We start from the raw sequence: 18,104 nt of genomic DNA, 5'->3' as shown, positions 1-18,104 counted from the left end.
CATAACCAGATAAGAGCATTCACAAACATGACCATTACCTGTTTTATTGAGTATCGTATCGATCCGGCAAAGGTAGCGGAGTTTGCACAGTACGCAGAAAACTGGGGCAGCATAATTCCCGACTGTGGCGGTGAGTTACTGGGGTATTTCATGCCACATGAAGGTACCAATAACCAGGCGTTTGGCTTGATCAGTTTTGCCAGTCTGGCCGATTACGAAAGTTACCGTCATCGCCTCAAAGCTGACAATACCGGCCGCGACAATTTTGAATATGCGATGACACATCAATTTATTTTGGAAGAACGTCGCAGCTTTCTTAAAGCGGTCCCCGGCACATACTTTCCCGATACATTCATTCGTCATCAGCACCCTGATCAACAGTCAGAACAACACAAGCAACAGGAACAAAACATATGATCGCGGTAATTTTTGAAGTAACACCTAAAACCAGCGGCAAAGATGAATACCTGAGTATTGCCGTTGAACTGTATACGCATCTGACCGGTATGCCTGGGTTTATCTCCATCGAACGTTTTCAGAGCTTGAATGACCCCGAAAAAATTCTCTCGTTGTCATTCTGGGAAGATGAAGCTGCCGTCAAAGGATGGCGTAATGAAATGCACCATCATGACGCCCAGCACCAGGGCCGGCACCATCTCTTCGCCGACTATCGCCTGCGGGTTGCCAGCATACTGCGGGATTACGGCATGAATGAAAGAGATCAGGTACCAGTGGACTAACTTACTCTCAAATACCCAATTTAACTATTCAGCAATGCCACATATCAGCCGGCTACAAAGCCTTACAACTTTTCTGAAATGATCTGAGTAAGATGATCACCTGCATCCTAAACCTAATGCCGGCTGCAGGTGACCACAACAGATACCTTCAGGAACAGCAGCCATGCACGGCAAAATATCACAGCAAACACTCTTACACTCAATACATAGCTTACTGCTCCTGAGTCTCTTTTATCTTCCGGTTTCAACCGCAAACGCCACCGCTAAGTGCCCGGCAAGCTTTCTTACTCAGTCGGTCATAATTTTCGAAGCTATTCAGATTTGTGCCACAGCAGACACACCTGAAGACAAAATACAGCACGCCGCCAATGTTGCCGCCGCATGGCTGGATAACGACCTTGACGGTCGGGCCGATGAAAGCAAAGTGATTAAAGCATTACAGCAAAACCGGGCAACGCTTGTCATGGCGCCTGATGATTTCTCAGATAAACAGTTTGATGCACTCGAAACAGCATTTCAGAGCGGAAGAGTACTTCAGGACTTATATGCCACTGAAACGAACCCAGGCTATAACCGGCGAGATGCCTCACAGGAAGAACTACATCACTTACTGATTAATGCGGGATGGATGCAGGTATATCCAGAGTTGTTCGGTGTCTCTGTTCACCAGCCCAGCGCTTTATTCAGACAATGGCAACAGGCAGAACGCCAGGGCTATTACCATTACGACGACCCAAGCTGTGATGATGAATGTAAAGCGATGGAGTTTCATTACCTGTCAGCTGCAGCCTATCTGGAATCAAAAGCGGATCTCTATTCAGATGAGATGCGCATCAAAAACCGGACACAATTAAGACAGAAGTTACCGGTGGTTATCAGGCTGTTTGAGTCCAACGATTATAGCTATCCACATAATCACTGGCCCACCGGACAGTATGCCTTTTCAACAGCAATAAAATGGCAATAACACAACCACTTACCCGTTAGAAACTGCAGAAATTGCACCCTTTGCGGTAAGCAGGAGTAACGTTTTGTAAGCGTTTGTAAGGGATGATTGTAAGCCAGACATGTTAAGGCTTTTATACATGAGGAATTATCCGCATGGCTTTACGGCCAGGCAGATAGTGCAAAACTAAAACTCATGAAGAGTGCATTAATAGTTAGCAGATTTGGGAACTGTCAAAATGAATATTAATACGGCACAAATCAGTTATACCGAAAACGCGAAACTCTTATCGTCACTGAATAAAACGGCATTGCCTGCTAACTCAGCAGCCAATGAAACCGTTGCTGCCAAACCTTCTGTTCAGCTTACGCTGTCCCGGGAGGCTCTAAAACTGTCTGAACAATCAGGCAGTGGCAGCAATCAGTATTCCGATAAAGAACTGCTGAACGATATATTCAACGGCGTAAAAGAACAGCTTTCAGCTGCATCTGAAGCCGGTACAGCAGGCGCGAAAGAAATTACCGACGCCGGTAAAGAGTTTAACCGCATCGCCACGGAAATAGAAAAGGAGGCTAACGGCCAGCCACTGAACGACAAACAGATAGAGCGCCTGGCGAAAGCAGACGATGCTTTCCACAGCGTTGTAGACAAAGTATATGGAAACCCACCGCAAGGGAGTAGCGCGCAGGGAGCAGCTATGAGTGGCGGTTCCGGAGGGGGTTCTGGTGGTGGAGGTGGCGGTGCTGATGCCATATCCGGCAGTAGTACCGGATCATCAAAAAAGAAGTCCGCATATAATCCAATGGATATAAACAAGGACGGTAAAGTAAGTGCCCAGGAACGAATGAAAGCACTTATGAAGCAATCCGCCGAAACCTATAACCAGGTAGCGAACAACTTTTCTGCAACACAGAGCCTTACCCAGGCAAGCTGATCCGGTGCCTTCTTCAGAAGGCTAACTAACATCAGCTCTCGGGCTATCCCACAGCGGATAGCCTGAGTTTAAGCCTTAGCCTGTAAATCCCCTCTTCTACTTCCTTATCCTTTACCCCCTTCTCAATGAATGCCCTCACCTGCATTAAGCAGTCTTCCCAAGCTAAAACAACTTTCGCGAACATATCTGGCCTATCCTCAATTTGGGAAGTCCGCTACGTGCTATAAGCCAAGAATACGATAGTATGAATCTAACGACTTATTAGATATTTTTGGGCACTTGCCTGTTATCGGTGCTAATGTCTAGCTGTTAACTCATGAGAAACTATATGCGACTCAGCATCACGTCTGTATCACTTATCATGGCAATCACTTTGCCAGCTCAGGCAGACACTTTACGCCTGTTAAACTGGGATGCTTATCTCGGTACAAACGCGATAAGTCAGTGGCAGGAACAAGGCCACAGAATAGAGTCCGTGCTCATTGATAATGACGAAACCCGCGATGCAGTTCTGCTCAACTCAGTAGACAACCAGATCGATCTTGCCGTTATTGATGAAACCGTCAGCAATCGCTTCGGCAAAGAAGGTCGTCTGGTTAAAGTAGATGAAACCAACGTGCCTTCTCTGGCTAATGTAGAACCATTCTGGCGCGAACGATGTGGCAACTATGCTGTGCCGTATTTATGGGGCACACTGGGCATCGCCTATCGTTCAGATATTATTTCAAAAGCCCCGACATCCTGGAAAGACCTCCTTGAGCCCAGTGAAGCACTCAAGGGCCATATCAGCATGATGAACGATCATATTGATATGCTTGCCCCGGCTCTCTTTGCCCAGGGTTTTTCTCTGAACAGCGAAACAGAGAGTGAACTGAAACAGGCATTTTCAGCACTCAGACGACAAGCCTCCCACGTGCTGACATACGAATACCCTATTACCTATCTGGGCAATAGCCCAAACTCAGATCAGCTACACATGGGAATGGTATACGGTGGCGACCAGTTCACAATGAACAAGAAAGCAGGCAAGGAAAATCTCTGGAAATATGCCGTACCTGAAGAAGGCACTGTGCTGTGGGTAGATTGTCTGGCCGTTACCAGCACGTCAAAAAACCAGGCACTCGCCCTAAAGTTTATGGATTTTATTAATCAGCCTGATATAGCTGCCAAAAACGCTGAAGAACTGTTTTTTGCTACACCTAATGCCGCCGCTAAAAAGCTATTACCTGCAAAATTCAGGGATAATCCTGAAGTTTTCCCCGCTAACGAAATCATTAACAGAAGTCAGCTCTACCGGGAACTCAGTAATCCAACCATAAAGTTACGTCTTCGCATTACCAACGCTGTTGTAAATATCTATGAATCTGGGAAAACGCACTAGTTTACTGATCCTACCCGTCATCATCGTGAGCTATGCGATGATAGCCTGGATAATCTATGAGCATGAATGCGAATCATTATATAAGCTTGAGAACAACCGCCTTGAACAGCGTGCCAGCCTGATAGGCTTCACCTTTACATCGTATAACAGCTTTCTCGATACCTATCTGACCTCTTTGATTGAAGGCAATGTCCTCGCCTCATATTTACGTAACCCTAACAACATTTATCGCGAGAGAATGCTTACCAGCCATCTGGAAGCCTCTATCAGCCGTGTCAGGAGGGGCCAGCAGACCTTTGCTTCTCTCAGCATATTTGACACTGATAACAGCCTCAGTCTGTATATTGAAAACAGTACCGACCCCTTTGCAGAAGTACGTTCTGAACAGGTGGCACTTGCCCAGCAAATGATTAAACAGAAACAGGTTAAAGTCTGGGATCATACCTACACAGAAGCGCCAACAGCTGAAAAATCTGTCATACAGCAAGGTGTAGCGATTGACTCAAAAACCTTGCTCTCGCCAACACTGCTGCAAGCAGAAAGCACTTATCGAGTCATTGCGACCATCAGCCCCGGGAAGTTCGAAACATTGCTGGCCCAAACCAAAGCAGAATATCAGGCTGAGTTACGTTACTTCGGCATTGACGCGCCACTGGAGAAACCACCAGAAGGTTTACATGCAATTGTTAAACTTTCGAATAACTATTTTCTGCTGATTCAACCCTCAGAGAATTACTTCGCATCGCTGTTAAATCAGGTAAAAGTTCGCCTGTTTACAATCATCTCGCTGAGCATACTCGTTACCTTCCTTCTGCTGCAGCTGTTAATCCGTCGCTTCATTACGAACCCTATCGTGCAGCTAGACCAACAGCTAACCGACGTTATCGCCCAGAAAAAGCAGAACATTGACTTCCCTCACTCTGCTGACGAAGTCGGCAGACTGGGACAAAAATTCCATGCTTTATATGAAAAACTCAATCAGGCATTTCAGGAGAGTTTTTCACAGGCAAGAATAGATGCCCTGACGCAACTGCCAAACCGGGTAGGCTTCCATGAAGCAGCAGAAAAACTATTACTCGAAGCCGACAAACAGAACACCCGTTTCAGTATCGTCTACATAGACATCGATAATTTCAAATTCGTGAATGATAAATATGGCCATGAAATTGGCGACGAACTGCTCAAATCCATTTCTGCCAAATTTAATCACTTAATCGCCATTAATCTGAAACATTCAGGTGAGAGCTTTGTGTACCGACTCTCCGGTGACGAATTCATTATCTTGCTGCCGGAACATGACAGCGACAGCGCCACCCAGATAAGCAACAAAGTGCTAAAACTCTTTGCCAATGGCTTCAACTTTGAACGTGGACATTTTGCTGTTACCGCCAGTCTCGGCATCGCCAGTTTTCCGCAAGACGGCAGCAGTATTACCCAACTGATATCCAATGCAGATCTGGCTATGTACCAGGCCAAAAAAGCCGGTAAAAATCGCCTCGCGCTCTACTCCAACAAACTCGCTAAAGGCGACCGTCAGCTCAAAGAAATAGAAGCTCTGCTCAAAGATATCGATCTGGATAAAGAATTAACCCTCAATTACATGCCGGTCATCGATCAGACTGACCGCGTAAAAGGTTGTGAAGCCCTGCTCCGCTGGAACTCACCACACATAGGCCAGGTATCCCCCGCCGTATTCATTCCCATTGCAGAAGAAACCGGCGTGTTCGAAATGATCGACCTGTGGGTAATCGAACAAACCTTTAAAGACTACAAAGAGCTGCAAAGTATTCTTGGTGAGCAACTACAGGTTTCAATCAACATTTCATCCGCTGAGCTGCATTCAGAAAACTTTATTAACAAATTAACAGAGCTCTGCAAAAGCCATTCAGTAACACCCGGCAACTTCATGCTGGAGATCACCGAAACCTTCGCTATGGAACAAAGCTCCAATGCTATTCGCTGGCTTGAGTCCCTGCGCCAGCTGGGTTTTAAGATCGCCATCGACGACTTTGGTACCGGCTACACCAGCCTGATGCAAATGGTGGACTACCCGGTAGATGTCATTAAATTCGATAAACAATTAGTCGAGCGCATCACCCAGGCAGAACGCCGCCATCTCGCCAAAGCCCTCATCGACCTCTGCCACATCCAAAGCATTCAGGTTGTCGCAGAAGGCATAGAAACCACCGAACAAAGCCGCTGCCTATGGCAGGCCGACTGTGATATTCAGCAAGGCTTTCTCATCGCTAAACCTATGCCAATAGAAACACTCAGAAGCTGGTTAGAAGAACATCAGTATTTGGAACGGGTTGTTTAGCCCTCTCAGGAAACCTCTTTAATGGCCAGCTAGTTTGATTCAGTGATCTATTTCTGTCGTTCAAAAAAGTTACTCTGACCTCAAAAATATTTTATGTGAGCATCAGAGCAACATGTTTTAGATAGTAATTTCAGGTTTGAAAACACGTTTTTTAGGGGATTCTCTGTACAGCGACTGATACGCAAGCACAATTCTGGATACTCTGTTTTTCTTGAACCAATAAACAATTCCGTTTTTATGGTCCGTTATAGCTGGAGAGCTGATACGTTTATTTAAAGCATACTCAACATCTTGTTTATAGGCGCCAACCCTTAATCCGTTCTCATCCACATACCGGCGATCGTATATGATGATGGTATTTATTCGGCCGGTACTGTCCTGAATAGTAATGTGCACCCCGTCAAAAATATATTTAACATTATTGCTGTTCGCCTTTTTTCCTTGAGGTTCACCTAACACTGATATTACATCTGCGATTGTCGCTCTACCTACCTGCAGCCCTTTGTACTTCGTATCATAAGTTATGATTTGCGCTGCACTGGCATAAAAAGTCATTAACAAACACATAGACAGCATTATTAATTTCATTGCTATTCCCCAAATCCATTAGCACCTATGAAGGTATTCATCCGTATCATCTTAATAAGCTTAGTAGCCTTTACAGCTTCACAAAAATACCAGACACAAAAAAGCCGCTTAACTAAGCGGCTTTTTTAACAGGAATTAGCAGGCTTACAGCACAGTGCCGTTTTCCTGCTGGTCTTTCTTCAGTAGTTTACGGGCCAACTTAGAGACTGGGCCAGGCTTACCGTCGCCAACAACTTTCCCTGCAACTTCTACAACCGGTAAGGCATCCAGCGTGGTGCCAATCATGAACACTTCTTTGGCGTTATACAGTTCATCAGCGCTTTGCTTAGCTTCACGCATACCACTGATCAGGCCTTCTGCCTGAAGCTCACCTGACAACTCCTGTAAGCGCAGCAAAGTAGTACCGCGTAAGGTGTGATCAAAGCTTGAGTAGATCAGTTCGTTATCCTGATTCAGGTACGCAATGTTTTCTGTTGGGCCTTCACCCAGCAAGCCGTCGGCGGTCACGTTGATCATGAAGTTAAGCTTCTGATCCACCGCTTCTTTCGCCATCAGCACGTTAGAGATGTAGTTACAGGTTTTAACTTTCGCCAAACCGCCGCTCTTTATCTCAACCTGACTGAAACCGATTTTTGCGCCGTTTTCATACAACTCAGGTGCAGGGTTACGTAACGCGGAAGCGATCAGGTATAACTGCGGGCCCACAGAGGCATACGGGTTAGGCGTGAAACCACCCGGGCCACGTGATGCATATAAACGGAACAGAATGTCTTTAAGGCCACTGACCTCTGTAAGCTGCTTACAGATGGCGATCATCTCTTCTTTGCTGTGCCTTAGCTCGAGAAAGATATCCCCTGCAGATCGCTCCAGACGTGCCAGGTGCTCATCCAGCAGGAAGACTTTACCATCGACCATTTTGAAAGCTTCGAAAACGCCGTCGCCACGATGTACCAGATGATCATCCACCGGAATGGTCATCAGTTTAGGATCGGTAACAATTCCCGAAAATACACTGGAGTACATTGCATGGTAATCGTTCTGTGCCGCATATTCCGGGCAAACACTCACGATCTCTGACGCGTCGTTATAAACTGGATATTCCATAAAGCCTCCTAAAAATGAACGGACAAACCGGGGCTAATCATAAAGTTGACTCTATTAACCGCCATTTATGCTGTTCATTTTACAGCCAGATTCATAAAAACCTATGGTCCAGATGGTTGAATTTGATAACTTAGTGACTCTCATAACAGTCAGTCTAACCGTCAGCCTGGCAGTTAATTTAACCCTGAATATAAGTGTTAACCTAAGGGCTTAACCAGTAGTAATTTACGCATACATATCTATAAAGAGGAGGTTAGCTTTTACCCTTAGATTAATTGCTCTGGTGATATGGAATAATCGTTCAGACGCACACGCAGCTAGCCACTAAAACTCACAGGCAAGGTCTCCCGGCGCTTACCTATCAGTAATAGCTCACAGCCTAAGCCCAGATTTTCCGAAACATTACCTGTATAGCCGGTAAGCCGTTCCTGATCGCCAGCTTTTTGCCATAGCCATGCGCCCGGTTTATCGGAGAAATGTACCACCCCTTTAGCCCGCAAAATATCTTTCGATAAACGGGACACCCAGGTTGTAAACTCGGTGCTGGTAAGCGGCTTATCCGTACTGAGAATCTGATTAAACAAACCGTGATTCTTCGCTTCTGTGAGTAAGGGCCTCAGCTTTCGTGGCGAAGGTACTAATCCCAATACCTGTTCCGGTGTTATCTGTCCCCAGTCAGTAAAACACTGCGGTACGTTACTGAGTGCTTCAAGGAAGTGCTGCAATGCGCGTTTTTCTGTCGACGTAATCAATTCCTGTTTATTCACCAGTAGCAGATCTGCAGCGGCAATCTGTTGATGAATAAGACTGCCTATATGATCATCCTGCGCTTGCTGTAATAACTGTTTCGCATCCAGCATTACCAGATTCCCGCGTGCTTCCAGCCTGGGCTCTATACGGGCAATATCCTGAATACGGGCAGGGTCGGCTATGCCGCTGGCCTCAACTATGACGTGATCAAAATTATCCAGCTTATCTAATACTTGTCCCAATCCTTTACTGAAACCTGCTGCCAGACTGCAGCAGATACAACCATTGGCCAGAGAGATAGTATCGCCCTGATGTTTTTGGATGAGCTTTGCGTCAATATTCAACGCACCAAAATCATTCACTAATACCGCGTAACGCTGCTCAGCATTGGCTAACAGGTGATTCACCAGGCTGGTTTTGCCCGCGCCAAGAAAGCCACCAATAACCGTAAATGGTACCCGCCGGGCTGACTGATTATTCTCGGTCATCAGACTACCTCTTAACTCTCTGCGCGGCCTGATGTGGCACACCGGCCAGCACCGTGCCCCAGACCTGAATATCTTTTAACTGCTGCACATCCACCGCTAACGGGTCCGCATCCAGCACCGCAAAGTCAGCGAACTTGCCCACTTCTATACTGCCCACCAGATGATCCATTTTGAGTGTATAGGCCGCGCCCAAGGTCAGTGCATGTAACGCCTGCAACACAGTTATCTTCTGCGCATCGCCATGTACCACGCCGTTTCTGCTGGTACGGCTAACCGCGCACCAGGCACTAAATAACGGATTTAACGGTGTTACCGGAGCATCTGAATGAATCGCCAGCGGTACACCATGCTTAAGCGCGCTGGCGGCGGCATTCATTCGCTTGACCCTGCTTGGCCCTACGGTCAGTGCCGCATGCTGATCTGCCCAGTAATACAAATGGTTAGAGAACAGGTTCACGCAAAGACCAAGCCTGCCCATTCGCCGGTACTGGGCTTCACTGGCCATCTGGCAATGCTGCAGTGTATGCCGGTGATCAGCACGGGGGCTGTCTGCCAATACGTCTTCCAGAATATCCAGCACCAGCTCTGTTGCCTGATCACCATTTACGTGGATATGTAGCTGAATGCCTGCTTCATGATACTGGCGAATCATTTGCGCCATCAGTTGCGGCGGCTGTTTCCATGCGCCGTTGCTAGCCTGATTATGATACCCGGGCCATTCCAGCCGTGCGGTAAAACTCTGAATCGAACCATCCACAATCAGCTTACAGCTGCCTAAATGCAGTTTGTCGTTACTGGCAGCCTGCGCCAGCTGCAGCCGTTCAATGCCCTGCTCTATGCTTAAAGTCTCGGCATTTTGTGCAGCATACACACGTAACGGAAACTCACTGCTACCAGCCGCAGCTTTATAGCTTTGCAGTGACTCATCATCCAGAGAGGCATATAACTCACTCGCAGTGGTCACACCTACATTAGTTGCCAGCCGGGCATACTGCTGGAGGATATCCAGATCTACTTCGCCAATTAGCGGATTACCCACAACCCGTAGCACGGCAAACTGGGTAGCCAGATCACGCAGCTCCCCGGTTAAGCGCCCATGGCTATTTCTGATCAGCCCTTCTACTTCGACACTGTCATCCAGATTGGCCAGGCTAAGTAACGTAGAGTTCACGTTAATCACGTGTCCACTGGCGTGCATCACCATAATTGGCCGGGTGACAGAAACCTGGTCCAACGCCCAACGGTCCAGCAGCTGATCTCTGTTACGCCAGAAAATCGGGTCATAATGCCAGGCGATCAGCGGTGTATTTGGATCAGTCAGCTGAGCTTCTGCAGCCTGCAAACGCTGAATAGCCTGTTGCTGATTGACTACCCCCGGCCAGCGATAACCAGCAGGGTCGAACTGGTCATCAAAGCCCAAATAGGTATAACGCCAGCTCTCACCACACATAGCATGGCCGTGAGCTTCAACAAACCCGGGCATCAGTACTTTATCGGCAAACTGTTCATCAATAGGTAAGTCCCAGGCAGACAGTTCTTCCAGAGTACCCATGGCCAGTATTTTCCCTTCGCTAACCGCCACATGAGTTGCTTCAGGGCAATCCGGATTCAGCGTGAGGATTTTGCGCGCCGCATAAATTTTTGCCGTATCAGACATTCATTAATTCTCGATATAAAACGCAGAGATTCGCCACAACCTGCCAGCTAAAAACACATTAACTGGCAGTACCAGGCATCACTCGGGATCGGCGTGAATATTGGCGGCCAATAGTTGTTTGGTGTACGCATGTTGCGGGTCAGCAAAGATGGTTTCGGTTGCACCCTGCTCGACAATGTCGCCCATATTCATGATCAGAGTACGGTCTGCCACATGCCGTACTATGTTGAGGTTATGGGTGATGATCAGAATCGCGATACCCAAGTCGTCCTGTAGCTGATTAAGCAGATTAAGAATCTCCCCCTGAACGGACACATCCAGACCAGCAGTTGGCTCATCAGCAACAATTAGCTTTGGTGACTGCGCCAGTGCCCGGGCCACCCCGACACGCCGCGCCTGACCACCACTAAGCTGGTGTGGATAACGCTCGGCAAAGTGTACTGGCAAGCCAACGATCTCGAGTAAGCGACGAGCTTCTTTTTCCCGTGAATCAAACGGCAGGCCATGAATCACCAAAGGCTCAGTAATCAAGTCTGATATTTTCATTCGCGGGCTCAGAGAACTGATCGGGTCCTGAAACATCATCGCGATATCGCGGCGGGTTTTGCCCCGCTCCCTTGCAGACAAACTGAGTAAATCCCGCCCCTGAAAATGAATCGCCCCGGACCACGGCTGATTCAGGCCAAGAATCGCCTGCGCGACAGTGGTTTTACCGCTGCCACTCTCACCCACTATGGCCAGCGTTTCACCGCGATCCAGCGTTAAACTAACGCCTTTAACCGCATGCAGATAAGGATCTTTGTTACCACTGAACATTGCCGCCAGCTTGCTCTGCATCGGAAAACGAATACGCAGATCATCGATATGCAGCAGTGCACCGTTTTCTCCGGCAGCAGTTGTTTTAGTTTCCGACTGAGCCCGATTTAACTGGCTGGCCAGATAGCTACCTTCCGGTATGACAATTTGCTCAGTACCGTCTGAGTTCATGGTTGGCAAACGCTTACTTCGCTCTTTGATCCGCGCCGGATCACAGGCCAGCAAACGCTTGGTGTAGCTATGCTGAGGGTTGTTAAACACCTCACGGGTTGGCCCCTGCTCAACCACATCACCGTGATACATCACGACGGTGTAATCACATAAGGTACCGACGACTCCCAGATGATGGGACACAAAGATCATTGAACAACCGATCTCGGTTTGCAGCTCTTTTAGCAACTCAATGATCTGTACTTCTAAACTGGCATCCAGCGCCGTTGTTGGCTCGTCGGCAATCAATACTTTAGGCTTTGCCATTAACGCCATTGCGATTGAGATTCGCTGTAGCTGGCCACCGGAAAACTCATGGGGGTAACGTGGCAGTCTTAACTCAGGATTAGGAATACCTACCCGGTCCAGCGCATCAATCGCCCGCTGGCGTTTTTCCTGATAAGGCAGATCTAACCGATACTGAATATCCGTCATCTGTTTTTCAATACTGAATACCGGATTCAGGCTGGTCATCGGGTCCTGAAAGATCATCGCAATATCGTCACCCAGCAAACTCTGCATTTGCTTGGGAGACTTCTTCAGCAAGTCTTCACCATCCATTTCAGCACTGCCAGCTGCAACAATCGCGTTGTCGGCCATCAGTTGCGTAAGCGTATAGATCAGGGTTGATTTACCGCTGCCACTCTCGCCGACTACACCAACTATCTGACCACGCGGCACAGATACATTTACGTCTTTAAGGCCAGAAACAAAACCACCTGCGACTTCAAACTTCACACTCAGGTTGTCTACTGAAATTATATTGTCCTGTGCTGCCGCTGTATGACCCGTAACGGCTGTATTTAACATCGTATTATCAGCCATGGTTATACATCCTTACGTAATTTAGGATCGAAGATATCCCGCAATGACTCACCTAAGAAGGTAAAGCCCAGCGTGGTAATGATCAGCGGCAAACCACCAGCAATAATTGGCCAGGGTGTATTACGGATAAACGAATATCCATCGTTGATGATTGAACCCCAGCTTGGCGTTGGTGGCTGGATACCCAGACCTAAGAAGCTCAGACCTGCCTCGATGGTAATAACGATAGGAATATCCATGCTCGCCAGAATCAGTAACTGGCCGATGACGTTAGGCAGCATATGTTTGAACAAAATACGCGGCATGCTGGCATTCATTGCCCGCTCAGCGAGAATAAATTCCTGCTGTGCCAGAGCCTGAGTTTGGGTACGCACTACCCGGCCATAAATAGGAATCGAAGTCACCACAACCACCAGCACTATGGTGCTGATGCTTGGCCCGGTTAAGGTAACAACCGCCAATGCGAAGATAATGGTTGGGAAAGAGCGCACCATATCGAATAGGGTCAGAATAAGATTATCCAGCCAGCGCGGTCCGAAACCGGCAAGCAGGCCAAGTAATAAACCAAAACCCAGGGCAAGCGCGATTGATGAAAGCGCAACTTGCAGAGCAATCTGGCCACCATATAAAACCCGCGAAAAAGTATCCCGTCCCAGTTGATCGGTGCCTAACCAGTGCGCACTGCTCGGGCCTTGCAGACGGTTCATAATATCCAGCGCAACCGGATCATAAGGAGCAATAACACTCGCAAACAAAGCGCTGAAAATTACGCTGCTTACCAGAATAAGGCCCAATAAACCCAGCGGCTGTTTAGCCAACCGACGTAAGGTATCCAACAATACGCTTAGGGTGCTTTTTTCCTTCAGCGGTTGCGGTGCAACGGCTACTTCTGTCGACTGTTCGTCGCTAGTTTGAGTAAGCTGATTCATATAACCTCCTAGCGGCCAGCACGAATACGCGGATCTAACAGCGCATTAACAAAATCCGCCAGCGTTGTGGCGATCACGAACAAGCCTGTTGTCACAAGCACTGCGCCCATCACAACCGGATAATTCCGGGTGCTCACGGCATCGAAAATCAGCTTACCAATACCCGGACGAGCAAATACGATTTCGGCAAATAGTGAGGCGGATAACAGGTAACCGATGCCAACACCGAGTAAGGTCACGGTCGGTAAAATGGCTAACCGCAAGGCATAGCGGAAGGTAATCCAACGGGATGGCAGGCCAAAAGCTTTTGCTGTACGAATATGGTTGCTGCCCATAACTTCCAGCATAGAAGCACGCACCAGTCGTGAGATATACCCAACCCATCCTAAGCCCACTGCAAACGCAGGCAGAATCAAATGTTCCAGCTGGCTTAGGATGTCGCCCTGCTCACCGGCGCCAATGGCTGGTAACCACTGTAAAGTTACTGAAAAAATTAGCAGGCTGTATATGGCCACAACGAAGGAAGGAATCGCGATTGTACCGACCGAAAGAATACCGGTAAGTGTGTCAAACCAGGTATTTGCATGCAGCGCTGAATAGCAGCCTAGCGGAATCCCGATTAACGCCGCCCAGGTCACTGCGCTAAAAATCAGTGCTAAGGTCCAGGGCAGTTGCTCAAAAACTATTTCACTTACATCTCTCTGGCTGAATACGTCGTAGCCCAGATCACCCTGGAGAATATTGGCAAAGAAGCTGGCGAGCTGAACATATACCGGCTGGTCTAAGCCCATCTTAATGTACAGTGCTGCCTTCATTTCATCGGTGGCCCGCGGGCCGAGAATGATACTGGCGGGATCACCAGGAATTGCGTGGATCATCAGATACAGCGCACTGACTGCTAACATCACAATCAGTACAGCTAATCCGCTGCGTCTCAGTAGAAATAACCACATAGGCTAACCTTCGTTATTTTTTATTATTCATGCCGTAAGGCTGTTTGTTGCTGAGCTCTTATTTGCAGAGCTTTTTTACAGAGCTTTTTATTACAGAGCTTTTAATCGAGAACATGTATTAGTCAGATTAGAAAAAAACCGGTAACCAGCCACCACTAGCTACCGGCCCAAAACAGATTAATTAGCAGGTTTGAAGTGGCGATACAGCGGACGGCCATCAGGACGTAACCCGGCAGCAACTGTATTCCGAATAGCCAGCGGCTCAGCTTCATGAGTAATAAAGCGGTAAGAACCGGACTGTTCCATCAGATCCTGCATGCGCTGGTACATCTGATTACGCTTCTCAAGATCCAGTTCAGCCTGGGCTGCTTCATTCAACTCATCAAACTCAGCACTGGAGAAACGCTCCCAGTTCCACTTACCTTTTTGTGAAGTAATGAAGTTAACCGTCGCGTAGTAAGGATCCGGCACCATTGAATAACGGTTTAAGATCAGCTCGATATTTTTCCAGCGCTCACCGGCTTTCTCAGAACCCAGGGTCCAGAACGAACCAGCTTCATGCTGGTTAATGTTCACCTTGATACCGATTTGCGACAACAGTGCCTGAATGATTTGCGCAGTAGTAACGTTAGTTGCTTTGTTCAACACATCCAGCGTTAACTCAAGATTATTCACGCCCGCTTCGGCAAGTAAGGCTTTAGCCTTGGCAATATCAGCATTCGGTGGGATCAGAGACTGCTCACGGTGTCCCAGTAAGCCTGGCGCGATGATACCGGTAGACGCTTCAGCTTCACCAAAGTAAGACGCCTGCAGAATAGATGGCACATCCGTCGCGTATTGAATTGCCTGACGTACCCGCGGGTCCTGCAGTTTAGGATTTTCAAAGTTAATGCCTAACCACACATAGAACAGCGACGGAAATACTTGCAACTGACTGTTATTTGGCGGCGTTTCCCGGTAGCTCTGTACTGAACTCATACTGATTCGGGTAACATCCAGATTGCCGGACTCAAAGGCGATTTCAGCGGTTTTTTCATCATCAATCTGGTTGATATGAATCTCTTTGTACGCTGAAGGTTCACCGTAGTAATCAGGGTTACGTTCCAGAATCACTTTTTGCTTCGGACGCCATTCTTTAACAACGTAAGGGCCAGAACTCGCTGGTGGCTGATTAGTGAAGCTGCCAACTGATTCATAAGCTTTTTTCGAAATAATGTTACCTGCCGCATAGCTCAGGGCCAGGTTCCAGAGTGGCTGATACGGTTTCTTCAACACGATCACACCGGTATATTTGCCGGTTACTTCAACCTCTTCCAGCGCGCCGCCCCAGTCGGCTGCAGCCGCAGGGTTTTCACCAAAGGCCGCACGTTCGAAGGAGAATTTCACATCTTCGGCGGTCATTTCGCCAAAACCATTACTGAACTTAATGCCTTCTTTAAGCTTGAACTTAATATGCGTAGCATCAATCTGTTCAATCGACTCAGCTGCCTGAAGCTCCCACTCCCACTTGTTACCCGGTTTGAAGTAGATCAGCTTGCTATAGATCGCGCCCATAACATCTTCATCAACCGCGTTCAGATAGTTAGACGGATCAAGTGATGTGATATCCACATAACTGCGGCTCTGCAGTATTTCATCAGACGCCGCCATGCTGAACGGCACCATCAGGTTTAAACCAATTGCAGTCCCGGCTATCAATAGCGTTCTGCGCGACAACCGCAGACCCTGTTGAATTTTGTTTATAGCCATCGAATGACACTCCTCATATTTATTGTATTTATTAATTTGATTTTCTAGAGCCCGGTTGCCTTATACGCCAGAGATTCTCTGTCGCTACAGGCCTGATGCGGCAATATACGTTGGCCCGGAGGGTCCAAGGCGTACATGGCTGCGCAATTTCTGGTAATCCAGTTTGCTTAGCTGACAAGGATGAATACCCGGCGCAGCTACAGACAAAATATGTTCGCTGATCGGTTCAAACGCAGCGCGATAATGCACGGTGCTTTTAACTACTAATAAAGCATAGTCAAGCGGGTCTATACCTAAGTGGCTATACACCGCCAGATCAGTACAGGCATAGCGCTCACTGCTGACAATAATCTGAACATCGCAATTAGCGGTGGCAACACGTAACAGTGCCATCGGACCAATCTTCACTTCGCAGCCGATATACATTTCACCAATACAGGTAAAGTTACCGTCGGCGATCGCCAGTATTTCAAACTGACTTTGATAAGGGCCAAGACCCGCCACTCCGCTGCGGCCTCCCAGAGCCAGCTCAACAGTCGCTCCGACACCAGCCCGGTGAGCAGCCTCTGCTGCGCTGGCGTCAGCCAGTACAGCAATTACAGTTTTCTGTGCTTCCCCAGCCACTAAATCTGCCAGTACGCCAGTCGTATCTGAACTGGCCCCTGCGCCTGAGTTGTCCTGAACATCGGCTAACACCACTGGTGTTGAACTCTGTAAGCTGCGGGCCAGATTCAGTGCCTGAGACGTTGTCATAAGATTGTCGGTAAACAGCGCTTCAGCTTGCATCACCTCTGCATAAAAGCGCTGACATACCGCATCAACCTGCTGCTGATTACTGCCAAATACAGTGATACTTGCGCCACTGTCCGGGATGTCTGCCGGAGGGAAACCCATCGCAAACTCGATATTGCTGATGCCCTCTAAGGCTTCCAGCTCAGCCAGTTTGGCGAACAAGGCAACATTCGGCGCAGAGCCTGTATGCTGCGAAGATAAAGGAATTAAATAAGGGATTTGAATAAAGGCTTTACAGCCTAACTGCTGGTTTTGTTGTTGCTCCAGCAAATTGACGCATCGGGCACCCGTCTCAGCCATATCCAGATGAGGATACGTCCGGTATACCGCCATACCATTAATCTGTTCGACAAAAGCTTCACTGAGGTTGGCATGAAAATCCAGGCTGGCAACGATCGGTAAGTCATTGCCAAACACTGCCCGGATACGTCGCAAGACTTCGCCTTCGCCGTCATCATAGCTTTCGCTAACCATAGCGCCATGCAGATCAAGAAAGATTGCATCTAATGGCCCAGCCTGATGCAGGCCATCGAGCAGCAATTGCATAATTTTTTCAAAGGTTAAATCGGTTACCTTGCCGCCGGGTTCCGCGGAACACCAGTTAACCGGCACGATGCTGTGGCCACGTTGCCGCGCTGCCTGCATAAAACCTTCGCTGGCAATATTCAGACCAGCCAGTACTTCACAGACCTCATCTCCCAGTAACAGACCCGGCCAGCTATCTACCTGCAGATAATCAGCAAACTCAGTAGGCCGTGGCGAGAACGTATTCGTTTCGTGCTGGAAGCTGGCGACAGCTATACGCATAGCGGTAAAACCTTTTTATTATTATGAATATTCATCAGCATAAGCCATAGATAACTGTTACGACTTAAGGACTATTTGACTGAGTATATCCGCTGTTTTTTGAGCCAGATATTCGCGA

15 protein-coding genes are annotated in these 18,104 nt (G+C 48.0%); 6 read left to right on the top strand and 9 right to left on the bottom strand.

Features of this window, described 5'->3' with window-relative positions; all coding sequences use genetic code 11:
* Positions 1-27 precede the first annotated feature (27 nt).
* The 6 genes from OCU49_RS08170 to OCU49_RS08145 all read left to right on the top strand — a co-directional run bounded on the left by OCU49_RS08170 (position 28) and on the right by OCU49_RS08145 (position 6,318).
* Entirely contained in the window at positions 28-417 is a 390-nt protein-coding gene (locus OCU49_RS08170; protein WP_261844486.1) for an NIPSNAP family protein, read from the top strand.
* Positions 414-740, top strand: coding sequence for an antibiotic biosynthesis monooxygenase family protein (locus OCU49_RS08165; protein WP_261844485.1), 327 nt, complete (start codon positions 414-416; stop codon positions 738-740). The genes OCU49_RS08170 and OCU49_RS08165 overlap by 4 nt, the downstream gene beginning before the upstream one ends.
* 163 nt (positions 741-903) lie before the next feature.
* Positions 904-1,707, top strand: coding sequence for a hypothetical protein (locus OCU49_RS08160; protein WP_261844484.1), 804 nt, complete (start codon positions 904-906; stop codon positions 1,705-1,707).
* 217 nt (positions 1,708-1,924) lie between these two features.
* Positions 1,925-2,620, top strand: a complete 696-nt coding sequence (locus tag OCU49_RS08155; protein ID WP_261844483.1) for a hypothetical protein — start codon at positions 1,925-1,927, stop codon at positions 2,618-2,620.
* 328 nt (positions 2,621-2,948) lie between these two features.
* Positions 2,949-4,001, top strand: a complete 1,053-nt coding sequence (locus OCU49_RS08150) for a polyamine ABC transporter substrate-binding protein (protein ID WP_261844482.1) — start codon at positions 2,949-2,951, stop codon at positions 3,999-4,001.
* Positions 3,979-6,318 (top strand): putative bifunctional diguanylate cyclase/phosphodiesterase, encoded by a 2,340-nt coding sequence (locus OCU49_RS08145; RefSeq protein WP_261844481.1) that lies wholly within the window; start codon positions 3,979-3,981, stop codon positions 6,316-6,318. The genes OCU49_RS08150 and OCU49_RS08145 overlap by 23 nt, the downstream gene beginning before the upstream one ends.
* A 117-nt stretch (positions 6,319-6,435) precedes the next feature.
* Here OCU49_RS08145 and OCU49_RS08140 read toward each other — a convergent pair whose 3' ends face one another.
* The 9 genes from OCU49_RS08140 to OCU49_RS08100 form a co-directional block, all read right to left on the bottom strand.
* Complete coding sequence (locus OCU49_RS08140; protein ID WP_261844480.1) at positions 6,436-6,906, bottom strand: hypothetical protein; 471 nt, start codon at positions 6,904-6,906, stop codon at positions 6,436-6,438.
* A 144-nt stretch (positions 6,907-7,050) separates the two neighbouring features.
* Positions 7,051-8,010 (bottom strand): aminotransferase class IV, encoded by a 960-nt coding sequence (locus tag OCU49_RS08135; RefSeq protein WP_261844479.1) that lies wholly within the window; start codon positions 8,008-8,010, stop codon positions 7,051-7,053.
* Positions 8,011-8,327: 317 nt separating this feature from the next.
* Positions 8,328-9,248: a CobW family GTP-binding protein gene (locus OCU49_RS08130; RefSeq protein WP_261844478.1), complete on the bottom strand. Its 921-nt coding sequence runs from the start codon at positions 9,246-9,248 to the stop codon at positions 8,328-8,330.
* 4 nt (positions 9,249-9,252) lie between these two features.
* Positions 9,253-10,905, bottom strand: coding sequence for an amidohydrolase (locus OCU49_RS08125; protein ID WP_261844477.1), 1,653 nt, complete (start codon positions 10,903-10,905; stop codon positions 9,253-9,255).
* Between the two features lie 78 nt (positions 10,906-10,983).
* A complete protein-coding gene (locus OCU49_RS08120) occupies positions 10,984-12,756 on the bottom strand; it encodes a dipeptide ABC transporter ATP-binding protein (RefSeq protein ID WP_261844476.1) in 1,773 nt (590 codons plus the stop codon).
* A 2-nt stretch (positions 12,757-12,758) separates the two neighbouring features.
* On the bottom strand, positions 12,759-13,685 hold the full coding sequence (locus tag OCU49_RS08115; protein WP_261844475.1) for an ABC transporter permease: 927 nt from the start codon (positions 13,683-13,685) through the stop codon (positions 12,759-12,761).
* Between the two features lie 8 nt (positions 13,686-13,693).
* Complete coding sequence (locus OCU49_RS08110) at positions 13,694-14,638, bottom strand: ABC transporter permease (protein WP_261844474.1); 945 nt, start codon at positions 14,636-14,638, stop codon at positions 13,694-13,696.
* Positions 14,639-14,815: 177 nt separating this feature from the next.
* Complete coding sequence (locus tag OCU49_RS08105) at positions 14,816-16,387, bottom strand: ABC transporter substrate-binding protein (RefSeq protein WP_261844473.1); 1,572 nt, start codon at positions 16,385-16,387, stop codon at positions 14,816-14,818.
* Positions 16,388-16,471: 84 nt separating this feature from the next.
* The gene (locus OCU49_RS08100) at positions 16,472-17,986 is read right to left on the bottom strand and encodes a M81 family metallopeptidase (RefSeq protein ID WP_261844472.1); all 1,515 of its coding nucleotides are present in this window, start codon (positions 17,984-17,986) and stop codon (positions 16,472-16,474) included.
* Positions 17,987-18,104: the final 118 nt, after the last annotated feature.

This window comes from Aliamphritea ceti, from assembly GCF_024347215.1.
GTDB classification, from domain to species: Bacteria; Pseudomonadota; Gammaproteobacteria; order Pseudomonadales; family Balneatricaceae; genus Amphritea; species Amphritea ceti.
This window is presented reverse-complemented; position numbering and strand designations above follow the sequence as displayed.